A 19042-nucleotide genomic window follows, 5' to 3' on the forward strand; every position below is an offset into this window, starting at 1 on the left:
ATCCGGCCGCGCGGGACTTAGTCAACCTGTCAGATCTCCACCTGTAATCACAAGACTACCGGTTACTCTGTTCGAGTGAACTTCGAAATCCGGGATAACGGAGTGCAGTCCGATGTTCGGGGATCGTGCCTTGTTGGCAACCCGTCTTCTGGATGGGTGAAGTGTTACTCGCAGGTAATGCACTCTCTGTAGAGGAAAGGGCAATTGCGGCCCTCTGACCGGCGCTTCCGCTCACTCTGGCAGGCTGGTGCGCATGGCTGAGCTTGGGACTCTGGTGCTGCTGCGTCACGGGCAGAGCACGTGGAACGCGGAAAACCTGTTCACCGGCTGGGTGGACGTGCCGCTGTCGGAGCAGGGCGAACAGGAGGCGCGCAAGGGCGGGCGGCTGCTCGCGGAGTCCGGTCTGCTGCCGGACGTGGTGCACACCTCGCTGATGCGCCGGGCGATCTCGACCGCCAACCTGGCGCTCGACGCCGCCGACCGGCACTGGATTCCGGTCAAGCGCGACTGGCGCCTCAACGAGCGGCACTACGGCGCGCTGCAGGGCAAGAACAAGAAACAGACGCTGGACGAGTTCGGCGAGGAGCAGTTCATGCTCTGGCGCCGCTCCTACGACACCCCGCCGCCCCCGATCGACCCGGCCGGCGAGTTCAGCCAGGTCGGTGACGCGCGCTACGCCGACCTGGGCGACGCCGCTCCGCTGACCGAGTGCCTCAAGGACGTCGTCGCGCGGCTGCTGCCGTACTGGGAGTCCGCGATCGTGCCGGATCTGCGCGCGGGCAAGACCGTGCTGGTCGCCGCGCACGGCAACTCGCTGCGTGCGCTGGTGAAGCACCTCGACGGCATCTCCGACGACGCGATCGCCGGGCTCAACATCCCGACCGGCATCCCGCTGCGTTACGACCTGACGGACGACCTCGAGCCGGTCACCGCCGGCGGGACGTACCTGGACCCGGAGGCCGCCAAGGAAGCCGCGGCCGCCGTGGCGAACCAGGGCCGCTGACCGCGTCAGGGCAGGGGTTGGACCGACTCGACCCCGGCGGCCTTCCACCCTTCGGGCAGCCGCTGGAGACGCAGGACGATCGGCAGGTGCTTCTTGGTCGTCTGCCCGGCTGTGCCGGTGACGCCGGTGACGTCGGTCGTCGCGTGGAGCAGCACGCTCGCCTTGTCGTCCACGACCTCCATGACCGCGGCGGCCGGATTCGGCACGGGCGACGCCTTCGCGCTCCCGGACCGGATCTGGTTCAGCCGCGCCGCCTTGTCCTGCCGGAACTGCGTCAGCAACGGCCCGGTCGACACGGACTCGTAACGGGCGTAGGTGCCTTCGGGATCGGCTGGATCGACCTGCAACAAGGCTTCCGCGGCGCGGAGAGCGCCATCGCGGGCGGAATCCCGCACCCTCGCGAACACCCGGTCACCCGCACCCGGTCTCTCGACCACGGGAGGCGACCCGGCCGGGTTCACGTCGATTTCGCCGATCCGCCAGCGGTCGCCCTCGCGCACGGTCGCGAGCCGCACCGACGCGATGCCCTTGCTGGTGACACCCGCCCTGGTGCTGCTCTGGTCGAGCACGGTCAGCACCCGCGCCTTGTCCGGCGTCTCCTCGGCCGCGGCCGAGACGATCACCCTGGTCACGAGTCTGATCGGTTCCGTCGACTTCCGGACCTCGGCGAACAGTTTCGCCAGCTCGTCGCGCGCGCCCGGCGTCAGGTTGTCGGCGATCGCCTTCTCGTAGGCGGGCGCCGCCGTGCTGTCGTAGGAGAACACCGCTTCGGTCGCGGCCTTGACCGCTGTCAGCACCGACGCCGTCCGCACCGGGTCGACCAGCGCGACATTCGCGGGCGGAGTCTCCGGTTCGGGCCGGGCGGTGCCGGAGACCGTGGTGGTGCAGCCCGCGAGCGCGAGCAGCACGGCGAATCCCGCCCAGCGCTTCACAGGAGGCCGAGCTCCCTGGCCCGCGCGTCGACCTGGAGCCGCGACGTCACCCCGAGCGCGACGAGCAGTTCCGACACGCGCCGCTGATAGGTGCGCACGCCCATGCCGAGTGTCTTCGCGGCCTTCTCGTCCTTGCAGCCGGTGGTCAGGAACTCGAGGATCTGCGGTGCCTCCATCCGGATGTCGGCGAACCGCGCGTCGAACGTCTCCAGGGTCGCGGCCGCCCGCCAGGCGGTTTCGAACAGCGACAGAATGCCCTGTACCAGCTCCGGGCGCGAGATGACGCTGTACGAGCGCACCGCCTTGCCCTCGTCGCCCGCCATGATCGCGACGCGCTCGTCGAGCAGGATCGTCTCGTTGATCTTCTCGGTGCCGATCCGGATCTGCGCGCCGAGGCCGGACAGGCGGTGCAGATGCCCCGCGGACCGCTCGGTCAGCAGGACGCCGGGCCGGTACAGCTTGCGGATCCGTTTGTCGCGCACCAGCCGTTCGCCCTGCCGGGTGAGCGACGGCCGGGACAGGGCCCAGGTGTAGAGGTCATCGGCCGCGCACGCGATGTCGGTCGCCGCGACGAACAGATGAGCCGTCCGGTCGAACAGCTCTTCTTCTCCGCGAATCAGGGAGATGTCACTGACGAGTTCCACGGCGACAGTGTCCCAACATGCCCCGGCCGCCGTGACGGGAACTTCGCTATTCGCCGGCAGGTGGCAGGGGCGGTCCGGATAATCACGACGAAAGTCGGGATCCGGGCATTAGTCCCCGATGATGTCCCCGTATCGGGTGACTCGCCCCACCCAGGAGGTCTCGGTCAGGGGTCGAGCACGTGAACGGGGTCTGACCTGCGGGCGAACAGGGCGTCCGCAGGTGTCATAGGCATCACGAGTACGCGGCCGGGACTAGGCCAAAAGACTACCCACGCCCTTACGATTCCCCTGTGACCACGCCTGTTGCACTCGCCCTGGCCGTCGGCGGACTGATCGTCGGTGTGGTTTTCGGTTTCCTGATCGCGAGGAGCCGCACCCGCCGCGAAGAGCGGCGACCCGCCGGGCCCACCGTGGCCGAACTGCTCGAACGCCTCGTGCGGTCCAGCAACAACGGCGTCGTCGTGCTCAACAAGTTCGGCGACATGGTCCTGCACAACCCCCGTGCCTACGAGCTGGGACTGGTGAAGGTCAACCAGGCCGATCCACGGGCCCGCAAGGCCGCCGAGCAGGTGGTCGAGACCGACGAGCCGATGGAGATCGACCTCTCGCCGCTGGAGGCGAGGGGCCGTCAGCCCGAGGCCGTCCTCGGTGAGGTCCGCCCGCTCGGCGACGGGTTCACCGTGGTCGAAGCCGTCGACCACTCCGAGGCGGCCCGCCTCGAAGCCGTCCGGCGGGACTTCGTCGCGAACGTCAGCCACGAACTGAAGACGCCGGTGGGCGCGATCGCGCTGCTCACCGAGGCCATCCTCGACGCCGCGGAAGACACGGAGGAGGTGCGCCGCTTCGGCGGCAAGATCCTCCGCGAATCGACGCGGCTCGGCCAGCTCGTCACCGAGCTGATCGCGCTGTCGCGGCTGCAGGGCGCCGAGCGGCTGCCCGATCTGAACGTGGTCGAGGTCGACGCCGTGGTCCGCGAGGCGCTCGGCCGGACGACGCTTTCGGCGGAATCCGCCGAGATCACCATCACCACCGACGCGGCCAGCGGCCTGCTCATCGAGGGCGACCGGACGCTGATGGTGACCGCGTTGTCGAATCTGCTGGAGAACGCCGTCGCGTACTCGCAGGCGGGCAGCCCGGTGTCGATCAGCAGACGGCTGGTCGACGGGAAGGTCGAGATCGCGGTGACCGACCGCGGCATCGGCATCGCCGAGGACGAGCAGCAGCGTGTCTTCGAGCGGTTCTACCGCGCCGACAAGGCACGGTCGCGGGCGACCGGCGGCACCGGGCTGGGCCTGGCGATCGTCAAGCACGTGGCCGCCAACCACGGCGGTTCGGTCGGTCTCTGGAGCCGTCCCGGCACCGGATCGACCTTCACCTTGCGGATCCCCGCGCACATCCCCGCCGAACCGGCCGCGACCGTGAAACAGATTCCGCCGGCGTCCCGGCCGGAGAAGACCCCCGAGCGGACACCCCGTCTCGTGGCAACAGGGCAAGAAAGCCCCGACCATGGAGGAAACCTGTGACGAGGGTTCTCATCGTCGAGGACGAAGAGTCGTTCGCCGATCCGCTCGCGTTCTTGCTCCGCAAGGAGGGCTTCACCGCCGCCGTCGCCGTGACGGGGCAGCAGGCGCTCGAGGAGTTCGACCGCAACGGCGCCGACATCGTCCTGCTCGATCTCATGCTCCCCGGCATGAGCGGCACCGACGTCTGCAAGCAGCTCAGGCAGCGTTCCGCGGTGCCGGTGATCATGGTGACCGCACGAGACAGCGAGATCGACAAGGTCGTCGGGCTGGAACTCGGCGCCGACGACTACGTCACCAAGCCGTACTCGGCCCGTGAGCTCATCGCGCGGGTGCGTGCGGTGCTGCGCCGCGGCGGCGAGCCGGGCTCCGAAGGCGATCTGGCACCGCTCGTGCTGGCCGCCGGGCCGGTGCGCATGGACGTCGAACGGCACGTCGTGACCGTCGACGGCGAGGAGGTCTCCTTGCCGCTGAAGGAGTTCGACCTGCTCGAATACCTGCTGCGCAACGTGGGCCGCGTGCTCACCCGCGGGCAGCTGATCGACCGGGTGTGGGGCGCGGACTACGTCGGCGACACCAAGACGCTCGACGTCCACGTGAAGCGCCTGCGGTCGAAGATCGAACCGGACCCTGGATCGCCCCGGCACCTGGTCACGGTGCGTGGCCTCGGCTACAAGTTCGAGACGTGATCCCTCTGTCGCGCTGACGAAGATTTCGCCGAGGGGGCGTCCTGCACTCGCCCCGTCACGTGGGTGGGCAGGCGCCCCCTTCGTCGAAATTCCCGTGGGTCTTCGGCCCGAAAAGGCGCGCGACGGTGAAGTCTCCGTCCGGCGCGGGACGCCCGTGGCGAGACCGCGTCGACGGTTGTTGCGATACAGATCACGGTTACGGTTTCGTGACCTGACGTGGGGACGGGTACCGTAGTCGCTCGTGCGCCTAGGGGTCCTCGACGTCGGTTCCAACACCGTCCACCTGCTCGTGGTCGACGCCCACCGTGGCGCCCACCCGACCCCGATGCATTCCGAGAAAGCCGTCCTCCGGCTCGCGGAGCAGATCACCCGCAACGGCGACCTGAGCCGTACGGGTGCGGACAGTCTCGTGCGGGCGGTCGAATCGGCGAAGGCGGCCGCGGTCCGGCTCGGCTGCGAAGAGGTCATGGCGTTCGCGACCTCCGCGGTCCGCGAAGCCAAGAACGCCCCGAAGGTGCTGGCGAAGGTCCAGGAACAGACCGGCGTCGAACTGAAGGTGCTTTCCGGGATCGACGAATCCCGGCTCACCTTCCTCGCCGTCCGCCGCTGGTTCGGCTGGTCGGCGGGAAAACTGCTCGTACTCGACATCGGCGGCGGCTCGCTGGAGATCGCGATGGGCCGCGACGAGGAGCCGGATCTGGCCGAATCGCTGCCCTTGGGCGCCGGCCGGACCACCAGGACCCGGTTCCAGCACGACCCGCCGACCCGCTCGGAGCTCATCGCGACTTCGGCGTGGCTCGAAGAACAACTCGCCCCGCTCGCGAAGAAGGTCGCCAAATTGGGTGAACCCGATCGTGTCGTGGCGACGTCGAAGACGTTCCGGTCGCTCGCCCGGCTGACCGGAGCGGCGCCGTCGGCCAGCGGGCCGCATGTGCGCCGTACCCTGACCGACACCGCGTTGCGCCAGCTCATCGCGTTCATCTCCCGGATGACCGCCCATGACCTGGCTCAACTGGAGGGGGTCAGTACGGGCAGGGCGCATCAGCTGGTGGCCGGCGCGCTCGTCGCGCAAGCCACCATGCGGGCGCTTTCCCTGGAAGAACTGGAGATTTGTCCGTGGGCGCTGCGAGAAGGTGTCATCCTTCGACGGCTGGACCATTCGAACGGTGCGGACGAGACTGTGGGCGGCAGCGCCCGACTGGACTTAGTCGACGGAGAACGGGCACGGTGAAGAGGTGACGGAAATGCGGATGACGGTGGATAGCGCGCGCGACGCCGCCGATGCTCCGTCGCGTGCCGGTTCGCAACGGCCGGAGCGCGCATTGGACAGCACGGTATGACGGACGAGACAGAGAGCGGCCGGCCACAGAAGACCGTGGCGGAGCTGCTCGCGCAGCACGGAGCCCAGCCGGAAGGCGGGCGCCGCAGGCGACGCCGTGCGGCCGACGACGAGGACGAGGCCCCCGAGCCCACTCGCGGAAGGCGCGCGCCGTCGGTGAGCGACACCGCGCCGCAGGCGATCATCGACCGGGTGTCCGGCGACACCCCGCCGCCGCCCAACCGTCCGCCGCGTCGTACGCGCCCCCAAGATTCGGGCGGGCGACCGGTTCCGCAGCCGCAGCAGGACTCCGGCGCACGTCCGGTCCCGCCGCCGCACCAGGACTCCGCGCCGCTGCCGGTGCCGCCGGACGTCGCGTCCACCCCGACCCGGCAGACGGCGCCGGTGCGCCCGCCGCAGGAGCAGAGCGGCTATCAGCAGCGGCCGCCGCAACCGCCGCAGCAATCCGGTCAGTTCGCGCGGCCCACCCCGCCGCAGGAGCAAAGCGGTTACCAGCAGCGGCCGCCGCAACAGTCGGGTCAATTCGTCCGGCCGGCTCCGCCGCAGGAGCAGTCCGGCTACCAGCAGCGCCCGCCGGACTCCGAGGGCCTGCCCCCGCGTGGCCGACCCCGCCCGGCGGGCCCGGAGGAGACCCGCGGCGTGGTGCCGCCGGTCCGTCGTCGCCCCGAGCCGACGGCCGGACCCCCGGCAGCACCCCCGTCGGGACTGTCCGCGAGACTCGACGGCGGCCTTGATGGTCCCGGTGGCCTCGATGGTCCCGGTGGTCCCGATGCCCCCTCCGAAGACGTGCAGGATCAGCCGGGCCCGATGGCAGGCGGCGGTTTCGCGACGCCGCCCGCCCAGCCGGCGCGACGCCGACGTCCGCCGGCGCGGCCCGCCCAGCCCAAGGCCGAGCCGAGCACCGAGCAGTTCGCCGCGGTCGGCGACGAACCCGCGCCCGAACCCGAGGCGCCCGCGCCCGTCGAGCCGGCGGCGCCGCCCGCCGGGCTCGCCGGATGGCGCAAGCGCAGGCAGAAGGTGCAGTCCGAGGAGACCGAGATCGGCGGGATCCCGCCGGTACCGCCCCCGGTCGCGCCCGTCGGACCGGACGCCGGCCCCGAGCCGGACCCGTTCGACGGGGGCCCGCCCACCATGGGTTCTTCCCACCCGCCCCACCCCGCGCCGATGCCGTTCGTGCCGCCCCACTCGCTGGACGACCGCGAGCGGCAGGACAACCTCGACGACTACGAGCGCGAGTTCGCCGACCCGGCGTACCCGGACGGCGGCCCCGACTTCGAGCGCGACGACTACAGCTACCGTGCCGACGACTACGAGGACGACTACGAAGACGATCCGGTCGAGGACGTCGAGCGCGTCGAGCACGTTGAGGACGACGAGCCCGCGGCACCGGCCGAGAAGGTCTCGCCGGGCAAGCAGTGGCTGGCGTTGGCCGGTCAGCTCGCCCTCGGCGTGGTCGGTGGCGCGGGCGTCTGGCTGGGCTTCAACTGGCTGTGGGTCGCCCTCCCCGCCGCCGCGCTGGCCGCCGCGGTGCTGGTGATCGTCGCGCTGGTGTGGATCGTCCGGAGGATCCGCAAGGCGGAGGATCTCCAGACCCTGGTGCTCGCGGTGCTGGTCGGACTGGTGGTGACGGTCTCACCGGCCGCACTCCTCTTGGTCGCGCGTTAGCGGCCTCGGGAAGAATGCCGGAATGGCTCAGCAGGTTCCGGTCGGCCTTTCGACGGCGTCCGTCTGGCCGTTGCGGGCGGGCACGGCTTTCGAACTGGCCGCCGACCTCGGCTACGACGGCGTCGAGGTGATGGTCTGGGCCGACCCGGTCAGCCAGGACATCTCCGCGCTGCGCCGGTGGTCGCGCCGCACCGGGGTGCCGGTGCTGTCGATCCACTCGCCGTCGCTGCTGATCACCCAGCGCGTGTGGTCGCCGGATCCCGAAGTGCGCCTGCGGATGTCCGTGGACGCGGCCCAGGAGCTGGGCGCGCGCACGGTCGTGGTGCATCCGCCGTTCCGATGGCAGCGCCGCTACGGCGACGCGTTCGGCGACCTCGTCGACGAACTCGAGGAGACCAGCGGCGTCGCGATCGCGGTCGAGAACATGTTCAAGGTCCGGCCGCCCGGTGGCTCGCGGACGTCACGCGTCTCGGCCTTCCGGCCCTCGATCGACCCTACGGACGTAGGGTTTCGCCACTACACGCTCGACCTGTCCCATACAGCGGCAGCCGGGATGGACGCCCTCGCCCTCGCCGATCGGATGGGTTCCGGGCTCGCGCACGTCCATCTGGCGGACGGCACCGGACTCCCGAAGGACGAGCATCTGGTACCCGGACGCGGGATCGAACCCTGCGCCGAACTCCTCGAAAAGCTCGTGAACAGTGATTTTTCCGGACAGGTCGTACTGGAGATCAACACCCGCCGGTCGCCGGGCGCGGCGCAACGCTCGCGAGACCTCGCGGAGTCACTCTTGTTCGCGAGGCTGCACCTAGGCCAGTGACAAAGATCGTCCCCGGGTGCGGAGATTCATTCCTCCCTGCGCCCGAGGCGCTGGTACACGTAAAGTTCCGACCGTGAACCAGCTGCGTTTGTTGATCTCCCGCACCCCCATGGATCGGCTCGTGGCCTGGGTCAGTGCTCGGTGAGCGCGGCCGACGAAACGAGCACCTCCTTCGACGCGGCCTGCGCGACGAGATCACTGGGTGACGGTACTTTCACGGCGGTACTCCGTACCGAATGGTCGATCGGCGGACATCCGCACGGCGGCTTCCTGATGGCCCTGATGGCCAAGGCCGCCCTCACGTTCCTCCACGAACGCGGCGAGCCGCCGTCCGAGCCGCTGGCGATCAGCGCGGAGTTCCTGCATCCGCCCGCGGTGGGGCCGGTGTTGCTGCGCATGGACGTCCGGAAGGTCGGAAGGCGCGCCTCCGTCGTCGCGGTCCTGCTGGAGCAGCGGGGCCGCAGCTGCGTGGAGGCCAGGGTGACCACGGGGCGCCTGCCGATGCGGCGGCCGGAGTGGACCGAGGTCCCGGCCATGCCCGTGGAGCCGCCGCCCGGCGCGGCACCCATGACCGGTGAGACTTCCGAAGGCCTGTTCAACCTCGCGAAGGGCTGCGAGGTCCGGCTCGATCCGGCGAGTGTCGGCTACCTGCACGGCCGGATCGGGGACCCGCCGAAGATCCGGCTGTGGGTCCGGCCGCGGCACGGGCTCCCGGATCCGTTCTTCGCGCTGCTCGCGAGCGACGTGAACCCGCCGGTGGTCTACAACCTCGGCCGGGTCGGCTGGGCGCCGACCGTGCAGCTGACCGCGTTGCTGCGCACCCGGCCGGCGCCGGGCTGGCTGCGGGTGATCGTCGAGAGCCGGTCGGTGCACGAGGCCTGGTTCGACTCGGACGCGCTCGTCGTGGACTCGCAGGGCAGGCTGGTCTGTCAGGCGCGGCAGCTGGCGCTCGCCCCGGCGCCCGGCGGTTGACGGCGGTTTGGCACGCTGGGCGGCATGAGCGAGCTTGCGGGGCGAATCATCGGCACAGTGCCCGCTCATACGACGGAAAGTGACCCGGCACGGGAAGAAGGCATGAGTGTGATCGCGGTTCTGGGTGCCGGGAAGATCGGGGAGGCCCTGCTCTCGGGTCTGCTGCAGGGCGGGCACAGCCCCGCCGACCTGCTGTTCACCGAACGCTATCCGGCACGCGTGGCGGAGCTGACCGAACGCTACGGCGTGCACGGGGTCACCGTCGCCGACGCCGCGCGGCGGGCCGACGTGCTGGTCGTCGCGGTCAAACCGCAGGACATCGAACCGGTGCTGGACGAACTCGCGCCGCTGCTCGGCAAGGAGTCGCTGGTGGTCTCGCTGTGCGCGGGCCTGCCGACGGCCCTGTACGAGCGCAGGCTGGCCGAGGGCGTCCCGGTGGTGCGGGTCATGCCGAACACCCCGATGCTGGTCGGAGAGGCGATGAGCGCGGTCTCCGCGGGCGCGCACGCCACCGCCGAGCACATCGCGGTGGTGAAGGACCTGCTCTCGCACGTCGGGCAGGTCGTCGAGGTGCCGGAGTCGCAGCAGGACGCCGTCACGGCGCTGTCCGGATCCGGACCCGCGTACTTCTTCTACCTGGTCGAGGCCATGATCGACGCCGGGATCCTGCTCGGCCTGCCCCGCGCGCTCGCCGGGCAGCTGATCATCCAGTCCGCGGTCGGGGCGGCGAAGATGCTCGCCGAGTCCGACGAACACCCGGTGCTGCTGCGCGAAGCCGTCACCTCGCCCGCCGGGACCACCATCAACGCCATCCGCGAGCTGGAGAAGCATGGCGTCCGCGCGGCGCTTTTGGCCGCCATCGAGGCCGCCAAGGATCGCTCGACCGAGTTGGGTACCGCCCACGAACCCCGCAATCAGTCACCTACTCGTGCGTCGGTGGAGGACTCGTTCGGGCAGGTTCCCCGCAAGTAGGTGACTGATTGCGGGAGGTCGTGCAGGCCCATCTCGGTGACTCGCGTCGCTTTGACCACATGTGTCCCGCTACTCTCAGGAGAGCACGTGCGTGTCGATACCACAGGTGGGGAAGCCTCGTGGCGCGACACGTGTCGAAGGACACGGTGAATCATGCCGCCGAACAAGAAAGACGACCCGCCTTCAGTGGGTCAAGTCCAGTTCCTGACCGTTGCCGAGGTGGCCACGCTGATGCGGGTCTCCAAGATGACCGTCTACCGCCTCGTTCACTCGGGCGAGCTGCCCGCGGTACGCGTCGGGAAGTCGTTCAGAGTGCCCGAAAAGGCCGTCCACGAATATCTCCAAGGCGCGTACTTCGACGTGGGCTGAGGCCCGCTTCACGGAGCACAACGTGCCCGCCCGAGGGCGTCTTCCGGGGCGCGAGTACCCTGGAAGACCGCTCGTGCCTGTGCGCTCCACCCGTTGGACGCTGCGCCGGGCAGCGTGACCGACGACGAAGGAAGGAGCGCTCACGATGGGCTCTGTGATCAAGAAGCGCCGTAAGCGCATGTCGAAGAAGAAGCACCGCAAGTTGCTGCGCCGGACGCGTGTTCAGCGTAGGAAGGCCGGCAAGTAAGACACAGCCGGTGAATGGCCCGTCCAGTTCCTGGACGGGCCATTCCCATTCGGTGGACGGTTTCCGTCCGTTCGAGTGAGACGTGCGTCCCCTCCGCGAGCGGCTGGTTAATAGCATGTAAGCGCTGCGTCGACCACCCCTGATGAGCGGTAACATCTCAAGGGCAGCCGCGCGATGCTTCCCTTGAGTGCAGGTAGGCGCACACTCGGTGGATCACCTCGCGTTCAAGGTCATCAGGACCCCGTGATCGAAGTCCGAGAACCGCCCAACGCCGCAGGGAGTCCTATGTCGTCGAACATCGTGCTCGTGACCGGGGTCGGGGGAGACCTCGGCGGGAAGCTGCTCGCGAGACTCGGCAACAATCCGGAGTTCGAGCGGGTGCTCGGCGTCGACACCACGCCTCCGCAGAAGTCGGTCCTGCAGCGGATGGGCCACGCCGAATACGTCCGTGCCGACATCCGCAACCCGCTGATCGCCAAGGTGATCAGCACGGCCAAGGTCGACACCGTGGTCCACGCCTCGTGCACCGCGCATCCGGCCGGTCCCGCCCGCCGGACGGCGCTCAAAGAGGTCAACGTCATCGGCACGATGCGGTTGCTGGCGGCCTGCCAGCGCTCGCCACTCGTGCGCAAGCTCGTGGTGAAGTCGACGGCCGCGGTGTACGGCGCCGGAGCGCGCTCCCAGGCCGTCTTCACCGAGGATTCCGAGCTCATCCCCACCTCCACCAGCGGCTACGCGAAGGACGCCGTCGAGATGGAGGGGTACGTCCGCGGGCTCATGCGCCGCCGTCCCGACATCACGACGACGCTGTTCCGGTTCGCCCATATCATCAGCCCCGACATCGACACCGTGCTCTCGCGCTACTTCGCGCTGCCGGTGGTCCCGACCGTCTTCGGCTACGACGCGCGGATCCAGCTGCTGCACGCTTCCGACGCGCTGGCCGTGTTGGAGCAGGCGACGCTGAACGACGCACCCGGCGTGTTCAATGTCGGCTCGGAAGGGGTACTCACCCTTTCTCAGGCGATCCGGCGGGCCGGTCGGATCGAGCTGCCGATGCCCAGCGGGGTCGTGCCGTCGGTCGGCAAGGTGCTGCGCGGCGCCAGGGTGGTCGACTTCTCCGCCGACCAGGTGCGGCTGCTGAACTTCGGCCGCGTCGTGGACGTCACGAAGCTCAAGAAGGACTTCGGCTACACCCCGCGCTGGACGACGCGGGAAGCGTTCGACGACTACATCACCGGCCGCGGGCTCCGTCCCGTGGTGGACGGAGGCAAGCTGGCCGGGCTCGCCGGCAAGGTGCTGCTGGCCGCGGCGACCGGACAGGCGACGCACCGATGAGCAGGCCGCACGAGAACGATCCCGAAAACTCTCACGAAGGCGAGGCGGAAGACGTGAGCGGCGCTGAAGCGCAGATCATCCCGTTGCACGGCCCCGGCAGAGAGAAGCCGGACCCGGCCGTCGAAGCGGATCGGGATCTTCGCGAGTCCGAAGTGGCACAAGAGCGGCTGCGGCAGGACCGCCGGGCGGACGCGCCCGTCGTCGAGTTCCCCGGGACGGCGCGGGTCTCGCCCGCCCGGACCCGCCCGGCCGACGCGGACCTCCTCCCGGCCTCGCTCAGGACGGCGCTGGGCTTCCTGCGTGACCGGTTGACCGGTGACTACACCGTCGACGAGTTCGGCTTCGACGCCGAGCTCACCGAAACCCTGCTGTTGCCGCCGCTGCGCGCGCTGTACGAGAAGTGGTTCCGGGTCGACACCTTCGGCGTCGAGAACCTGCCCGCCGACGGCGGCGCGCTGCTGGTGTCGAACCACTCCGGCACGTTGCCGCTCGACGCGCTGATGACCGCCGTCGCCGTGCACGACCACGTCCCCGGCGGCAGGCATCTGCGCGGCCTCGGCGCGGATCTGGTGTTCCAGCTACCGCTGATCGGCTCCTTCGCCCGCAAGTCCGGGCAGACGCTCGCCTGCAACGCGGACGCGGAACGCCTGCTGCGCAAGGGAGAACTCGTCGGCGTCTGGCCGGAAGGGTTCAAGGGCATCGGGAAGCCGTTCTCCTCGCGGTACAAACTGCAGCGGTTCGGCCGCGGTGGGTTCGTGTCCGCCGCGCTGCGGACCGGGGTGCCGATCATTCCCGTGTCGGTCGTCGGCGCGGAGGAGATCTACCCGAAGGTCGGCGACCTCAAGCTGCTCGCGCGGGTGCTGGGCCTGCCGTACTTCCCGGTGACGCCGTTCTTCCCGCTGCTGGGCCCGCTCGGCGCGATCCCGCTGCCGACGAAGTGGAGCATCGAGTTCGGCGAGCCCTTCCGCACCGACACCTACGACGCGGACGCCGTCGACGACCCGATGCTGGTCTTCACGCTGACCGATCAGGTGCGGGAGTCGATCCAGCAGTCGCTCTACAAACGCCTTTCGCAGCGGAAGAGCGTGTTCAAGGGCTAGGCACTGATTACGCCGAAAACCGTGAGTCGCGCTTCAGGGTCATCGAGGGTTGGGCGAACATGGCGCGATGGAGTCGGCGCCGGAAGCGAACTCGCCCGCGGCACGGGGTGCTCGACTGTCCATAAGGGACAAGTGTCGAGCTGAGAGCGCACTCGCGTGATCAGACTCGTAACTCGCGTGATCAGGGCCGGAACTCGCGTGATCAGACTCGTAACTCGCGTGATCAGGGCCGGAACTCGTGTGATCAGGGCCGGAACTCTCGAGTTCCGGCCCGAGGCAAGTTTCGACGAGGGCTGACGCCCGCCGCAATTAGTCACCTACTTGCGGGGGCACGGGCGCGGGCGGGGCCGCGATCACCGCAAGCAGGTGACTAAGTGCGAAGAGGGGGTCAGCGGCGCCGGTACGCCATGCCGGCCGCGACGGCGCCGGCCACGGCGCCGACGCCCAGTACCGAAGGCACGCCGATCTTCGCCGCCTTCCGGCCGGTCCGGAAGTCGCGGATCTCCCAGCCGCGTGCCCGCGCGACGTCGCGGAGACCGCCGTCGGGGTTCACCGCCACCGCGGTTCCGGCGACCGACAGCATCGGGACGTCGTTCTGCGAGTCCGAGTACGCGGTGCAGCGCTTGAGATTCAGCCCTTCGCGTGACGCCAGTGCCCGCACGGCGTGGGCTTTCGCGCGGCCGTGCAGCAGGTCGCCGACGAGACGGCCGGTGTAGACGCCGTCCTTGGTCTCCGCGACGGTACCCAGCGCGCCGGTGAGGCCCAGGCGCCGCGAGATGATGGCCGCGAGTTCGATCGGGGTCGCGGTGACGAGCCAGACGCGCTGCCCGGCGTCGAGGTGCATCTGCGCGAGCGCGCGGGTGCCGGACCAGATCTTGTCCGCCATCAGCTCGTCGTAGATCTCTTCGCTGATGTCGGTCAGTTCCCGCACGGTGCGACCGGCCACAAAGGACAGTGCGCGCTCGCGGTGGGTTTTGATGTCCTCTTTGTTCTCACGGCCGCCGAGCCGGAATTTCACTTGCTGCCAAACGAATCCGGCCAGATCGGCGGAGGTGAAGAACTTGCGTGCGGCCAGCCCGCGGGCGAAGTAGAAGATCGACGCGCCCATCATCATGGTGTTGTCGACGTCGAAGAACGCGGCCGCCGTCAGGTCCGGCGGAGCGGGCGGCGCGGGCGGTTCGAGGGCTTCGGCGGACGCGGTGGCCATGGCGGCCTCGGCCGACGCCTCACCCGCGAGCTCGGCCAGCCGTTCGAGCTCTTGACTCTTGTCCCTGCCCCGCCAAACTGACACGCACACCGCCTCCGGAATCCCAGGTGCCTATGCACAGCGTAGCGAGCGCTCGACCGGTTCGTACCAGGTGTGGCGCCTCCCTCGTCTACAGAGCGTCAGCCGATGACTATCGGCGGTAACCCCGGGATGAGCGGCGGAATCGAGAGCAGCGGCGGCTGCGGGGTGACGGTCGGCGTCGGCACGGACGGCGGATTCGTGGGGCCGGGGGTGGGCACCACGGGTGGCGGCGTGCCGCCGGTGGACGGCGCGAGCGGTCCGGTCGGGGCGGCGGTGTCCGCGGCGGACGACGGCGGCACCGACGTCGGCGATGGCGACGAACCGGCCGGGGCGGACGACGGCGGGGGCGGCGACACCGGCGGCACGACCGCGTGGGGCGAACCGGGATCGCGTACGCAGTCGCCGTCGGCCGGGACGGCGCCCAGTTCGTCGGCGGAGCCCGTGGTGATCGTGTAGCAGACCAATCGCGAGCCGAGATCCGTCGTGCGCTCCTGGACCTTGTCGAGGAGGCTTCGTGCCGCGGCGAACTTGTCGCGGGCTTCGGCGGGCGCCTGCCCGACCTGGACACCGAGCCGATCGGACTGCTGCTGCGCCCAAGAGCGGAGTTCGGTCAGCCGCGTCTGGCCGCCCTGGTCGGTGACGATCGCCGTCAGTTGCGAGACCCCGGCCCGCAGATCCGTCTCGAAATCGGCGAGTCCGGTGAAATACGCGTCGGTGGGCGCGGCCTGCCGGGTCAGTTCGGCGAGCTCGCCGACGCGGCCCGCGGCGAACTCCAGATGCTTCTTCGCCTTGTCCTGCTCGTCGAAGGTGAGCCCGAGCGCGGCCGATTCACCCGTTCGCTTGATGCCGTAGAGCGGGTCGCCCGGCAACGCGTCCTTGGACAACAGCAGCGTGATGCCGCCCAGCACCAGTACGAGCGCGGCGGCGGCCGCGGCGAGGTTGGCGACGACGTGACCGCGACGCTTCGGCGCGGCCTCGGCCTCGGCTTCGGCGAGCCGTCCGGCGATCTCGTCGCGGATGCGTTGCCGGGTTTCGGCGTCGGGAGCGCCGCCGGCGCCCAGTTCGCGCAGGCCACCGACGAGGGCGAGCTCGTGGGCGAACTCGTCGTCCGCCGGGGACGCGGTGCCGTCGACAAGGTCGGCGAAGCGGTCACCGTCCGCCCGCTCCCGCGCGAACCATCCCGGCACGCCCACGGCGAAGTCTCCATCTGCTCAGCCCGGTCCTGACACCGGTCTGGCTGGGAAAACGAGCGGGGACGCCCAAGGGTTACGGCAAGGCCCGGTGGGGGATGAATATTAGCCCGATGCCACAACGCGAAGCGTTTCCGGTGAGAGGGTGGTGAGTATATCGGCGGGTCAACGCAGTCCCGTGGGCAGAAGTTGCGCCAAACGGCGTACCGCGCGGTGCTGAAGGGCCTTGATGGCGCCTTCGTTGCGTTTCATGATCGCCGCGGTCTCGGCGACCGAGAGTCCCTGCATGAACCGCAGCACGATGCACTCGCGCTGGTCCTCGCCGAGTTCGGCGACGCACCGCAACAACTCGGCGCGGGTCGCGCGGCTGATGGCCTGCTGCTCCGGCCCGGCGACGGCCTGCACGCCGACGTTGCCGATCGGGGCCCCGTTCGGCTCGGCGACCTCGTCGGTGACGACCTCGAGGCGGAACCGGCTCGACTTCACGTGGTCGAGGATGATGTTGCGCGCGATCGTGACGAACCAGGCGCCGACGTCCCGCCCCTGGTAGCTCACCGACGTGATGCGGCGCAGGGCGCGAAGGAAGGTCTCGCTGGTGACGTCCTCGGCGAGATCCCGGTCGCCGAGGCGGAACAGGACATAGCGGTAGACGACGTCGACGTAGCGGTCGTAGAGCCGTCCGAAAGCGGAGGTGTCGCCGCCCTGCGCGGCGCTGACCAGTTCCCAGGCCTCGGCCTTCGCGGCTTCGGCGGCGGCGTCCGGAATTTCGCCGTCCTTGGGCCGGGCGGACGGAGCCGCAGGGAAACCGGCCCGGCGGAGTATGTGGCCCGCCACCATGGAGACGGGGTTCGGCACGGGAAAGGTCACGGTGCACCTCCCGTTCCGGACAGGGAGTACCGGCCCGCATGTCCCACCGCCGCGTGGGCCTGCAAGATCTGCACGTCCGGACTCCCTTTCTCACCATCGAGTGATCAACACCACTCGACGATGTCCAGCAGCATACGTGTAGTTACCGCGAAGTAGGTAGCGGTGCCGGGGTCACGGAACCGCGACGAAGGCGAGTGCCCCCCATGACGGTGGCCGAGATGACAAACTGGCAACGCCGTTCATCCCAGGGAAGAGGTTCGCAGTTGAGTGCGGAGCAGGTTGCCGAAGGAAGCGTGCCCACCTTGCTCGTCGAGGCCGCCCGCCAGTGGCCCGGCAAAGCGGCGGTCAGGGAGACCGGGGGTGGGGCCGCACTGACTTGGGCGCAACTCGACAACGCCGCCCACGCGCTGGCCCGCGCCCTGCTCGACGCGGGAATCGAGCGGGGGGACAGGGTGGCGTTGCGGCTGCCGACGTCGGCCGCGTTCGCCGTCTCCCTGTTCGGCGCGCTCCGGGCGGGCGCGGTGGTCGTCCCGATGTCGCCGCAGACTCCCGCGGCGGAGCTGAACGGACTGCTGGAGCACAGCGGCACGCGGCTCGTCCTCGAACGTGAAACGACCGAAGAACTCCCCGAGGGAGTGACGAGCCTCTCACCCCCTGTTACCTCGGATGGAGTAGCCGAACCGGTCGACGCCGCCGGGTCCGGAGAGGACATAGCGGTCATCTCATACACCTCCGGTACGACCGGCCCCCCGCGCGGCGTCATGCTGTCGCACCGTGCGCTGTTGGCGAACCTCGACCAGCTGAGCCGGATCGTCCCGCCGCCGCTCGCGCACGGCGACCGCGTGCTCATCACCATCCCGTTGTTCCACGTCTACGGACTGGGGCCGGGCCTGCTGCAGACCACGGCGGTCGGTGCGACGGCGATCCTGTCCGAACGGTTCCTCGCCGAGCGGACGCTGGCCGACTGCGCCGAGTACCGGGTGACCTCTATCGCCGGGGTACCCACGATGTACGCCGAGTTCGCCGCGATGGATCCCGAAGAGCTCGGGCGGGGCCTCTCCACCGTCCGGCGGATGACCTCGGGCGCGGCGCCGCTGCACCCCAAGATCCTCACCGCGCTCCGCGGCGCCACCGGACTCGACGTCTACGAGGGCTACGGCCTCACCGAATGCGCGCCCGTGGTCACCACGACGCTGGTCACGGGCTACCCGAAACCGGGTTCGGTCGGGCGGCCGCTGCCCGGCGTCGAGCTCCGGCTGGTCGACAGCGACGGCGGCACAGGATCCGTTCCGCTGGACCCGGACGACCTCGGCGACGCCTTCGACTCCGGCGGCGGCACCGGTCTGGTGTCGATCCGCGGTGCGAACCTGTTCTCCGGCTACTGGCCCGACGGCTCGCACGGTCCCGGCGAGGACGGCTGGTTCCGCACCGGCGACGTCGGCTACCTCGACACCGACGGCGACCTGCACCTGGTGGACCGCGCCAACGACCTGATCATCGTCAACGGCTTCAACGTCTTCCCGCACGAGGTCGAGAACGTGATCTCCATGCTGGACGAGGTCATCGAGGCGGGCGTCGTCGGCGTCGTCGACGAGCGGACCGGCGAAGCGGTGAAGGCCGTCGTCGTCCCCGCGCCCGGCGCTTCGCTCTCGGAGCAGCAGGTCGTCGAGCACTGCGCGGAACACCTGGCCGGGTACAAGGTGCCGCACACCGTCGAGTTCGCCGAGTCCCTGCCGCATTCGGCCACCGGGAAGCTGCGCAGAATGCGACTGCGCTGATGAGCCCCCGGCGGGAAAGCGTGCTTCGGACCGGGTAAGGATGGACGTATGGCGCACTACGTGACCGTCATGACCCGCACGGGTTGCCATCTGTGCGAGGTCGCGGAACAGGACATCGAACGGATCTGCGGTGAGCTGGGCGTCGCCTGGTCGGCGCAGGACGTCGACAGCGACCCCGAATGGCGGGCCGAGTACGGCGACCGCGTGCCGGTGATCCTGATCGACGACGCCGAACACGGCTACTGGCGGGTCGAAGAGGACAGGCTCCGGAAGGCACTGGCGTAACACACTCGTAAGGGGCGATCGGCCGAC

At 69.7% G+C, this 19042-nt stretch carries 19 protein-coding genes; 14 read left to right on the top strand and 5 right to left on the bottom strand.

The window, feature by feature from the left end; genetic code table 11:
* Positions 1-253 precede the first annotated feature (253 nt).
* The gene (locus P3102_RS02270; protein ID WP_276366127.1) at positions 254-1003 is read left to right on the top strand and encodes a phosphoglyceromutase; all 750 of its coding nucleotides are present in this window, start codon (positions 254-256) and stop codon (positions 1001-1003) included.
* A 5-nt stretch (positions 1004-1008) separates the two neighbouring features.
* On the opposite strand, the gene P3102_RS02275 is transcribed toward P3102_RS02270, so the two are convergent.
* Positions 1009-1935 (bottom strand): hypothetical protein, encoded by a 927-nt coding sequence (locus P3102_RS02275; RefSeq protein ID WP_276366129.1) that lies wholly within the window; start codon positions 1933-1935, stop codon positions 1009-1011.
* The gene (locus P3102_RS02280) at positions 1932-2579 is read right to left on the bottom strand and encodes a DNA-binding response regulator (protein WP_276366131.1); all 648 of its coding nucleotides are present in this window, start codon (positions 2577-2579) and stop codon (positions 1932-1934) included. Before P3102_RS02280 ends, P3102_RS02275 begins: the two co-directional genes overlap by 4 nt.
* 290 nt (positions 2580-2869) lie before the next feature.
* On the opposite strand from P3102_RS02280, the gene P3102_RS02285 reads away from it, so the two are divergent.
* From P3102_RS02285 to P3102_RS02335, 11 genes are all read left to right on the top strand, one after another.
* Complete coding sequence (locus tag P3102_RS02285; protein WP_276366133.1) at positions 2870-4102, top strand: ATP-binding protein; 1233 nt, start codon at positions 2870-2872, stop codon at positions 4100-4102.
* A complete protein-coding gene (locus P3102_RS02290; protein ID WP_125788664.1) occupies positions 4099-4788 on the top strand; it encodes a response regulator transcription factor in 690 nt (229 codons plus the stop codon). The genes P3102_RS02285 and P3102_RS02290 overlap by 4 nt, the downstream gene beginning before the upstream one ends.
* A 241-nt stretch (positions 4789-5029) precedes the next feature.
* A complete protein-coding gene (locus P3102_RS02295; RefSeq protein ID WP_276366134.1) occupies positions 5030-6019 on the top strand; it encodes a Ppx/GppA phosphatase family protein in 990 nt (329 codons plus the stop codon).
* A gap of 105 nt (positions 6020-6124) precedes the next feature.
* Positions 6125-7792, top strand: coding sequence for a hypothetical protein (locus tag P3102_RS02300; RefSeq protein ID WP_276366136.1), 1668 nt, complete (start codon positions 6125-6127; stop codon positions 7790-7792).
* A gap of 22 nt (positions 7793-7814) precedes the next feature.
* Positions 7815-8612 (top strand): sugar phosphate isomerase/epimerase family protein, encoded by a 798-nt coding sequence (locus tag P3102_RS02305; protein WP_276366138.1) that lies wholly within the window; start codon positions 7815-7817, stop codon positions 8610-8612.
* A gap of 141 nt (positions 8613-8753) precedes the next feature.
* On the top strand, positions 8754-9584 hold the full coding sequence (locus P3102_RS02310; protein ID WP_276366140.1) for a thioesterase family protein: 831 nt from the start codon (positions 8754-8756) through the stop codon (positions 9582-9584).
* 102 nt (positions 9585-9686) lie between these two features.
* Entirely contained in the window at positions 9687-10556 is an 870-nt protein-coding gene (gene proC, locus P3102_RS02315; protein WP_276371591.1) for a pyrroline-5-carboxylate reductase, read from the top strand.
* Between the two features lie 153 nt (positions 10557-10709).
* A complete protein-coding gene (locus P3102_RS02320) occupies positions 10710-10925 on the top strand; it encodes a helix-turn-helix domain-containing protein (protein ID WP_276366141.1) in 216 nt (71 codons plus the stop codon).
* Between the two features lie 145 nt (positions 10926-11070).
* The gene (locus P3102_RS02325; protein WP_007030867.1) at positions 11071-11172 is read left to right on the top strand and encodes an AURKAIP1/COX24 domain-containing protein; all 102 of its coding nucleotides are present in this window, start codon (positions 11071-11073) and stop codon (positions 11170-11172) included.
* Positions 11173-11457: 285 nt separating this feature from the next.
* Positions 11458-12507 (top strand): NAD-dependent epimerase/dehydratase family protein, encoded by a 1050-nt coding sequence (locus P3102_RS02330; RefSeq protein ID WP_276366143.1) that lies wholly within the window; start codon positions 11458-11460, stop codon positions 12505-12507.
* Positions 12504-13607 carry a lysophospholipid acyltransferase family protein gene (locus tag P3102_RS02335; RefSeq protein WP_276366144.1) on the top strand — a complete coding sequence of 368 codons (1104 nt, stop codon included), beginning with the start codon at positions 12504-12506 and terminating at the stop codon, positions 13605-13607. Before P3102_RS02330 ends, P3102_RS02335 begins: the two co-directional genes overlap by 4 nt.
* Before the next feature lie 388 nt (positions 13608-13995).
* On the opposite strand, the gene P3102_RS02340 is transcribed toward P3102_RS02335, so the two are convergent.
* The 3 genes from P3102_RS02340 to P3102_RS02350 all read right to left on the bottom strand — a co-directional run bounded on the left by P3102_RS02340 (position 13996) and on the right by P3102_RS02350 (position 16952).
* Positions 13996-14898 carry an HAD-IB family hydrolase gene (locus P3102_RS02340; protein WP_276366146.1) on the bottom strand — a complete coding sequence of 301 codons (903 nt, stop codon included), beginning with the start codon at positions 14896-14898 and terminating at the stop codon, positions 13996-13998.
* A 95-nt stretch (positions 14899-14993) separates the two neighbouring features.
* Positions 14994-16088: a DUF5667 domain-containing protein gene (locus P3102_RS02345; RefSeq protein ID WP_276366147.1), complete on the bottom strand. Its 1095-nt coding sequence runs from the start codon at positions 16086-16088 to the stop codon at positions 14994-14996.
* A 162-nt stretch (positions 16089-16250) separates the two neighbouring features.
* A complete protein-coding gene (locus P3102_RS02350; RefSeq protein ID WP_276366149.1) occupies positions 16251-16952 on the bottom strand; it encodes a sigma-70 family RNA polymerase sigma factor in 702 nt (233 codons plus the stop codon).
* 293 nt (positions 16953-17245) lie between these two features.
* On the opposite strand from P3102_RS02350, the gene P3102_RS02355 reads away from it, so the two are divergent.
* Positions 17246-18730 carry an AMP-binding protein gene (locus tag P3102_RS02355; RefSeq protein WP_276366150.1) on the top strand — a complete coding sequence of 495 codons (1485 nt, stop codon included), beginning with the start codon at positions 17246-17248 and terminating at the stop codon, positions 18728-18730.
* A 48-nt stretch (positions 18731-18778) separates the two neighbouring features.
* On the top strand, positions 18779-19015 hold the full coding sequence (locus tag P3102_RS02360; RefSeq protein ID WP_276366152.1) for a glutaredoxin family protein: 237 nt from the start codon (positions 18779-18781) through the stop codon (positions 19013-19015).
* The last annotated feature ends 27 nt before the right edge of the window (positions 19016-19042 follow it).

It is taken from the genome of Amycolatopsis sp. QT-25 (genome assembly GCF_029369745.1).
Classification (GTDB): domain Bacteria; phylum Actinomycetota; class Actinomycetes; order Mycobacteriales; family Pseudonocardiaceae; genus Amycolatopsis.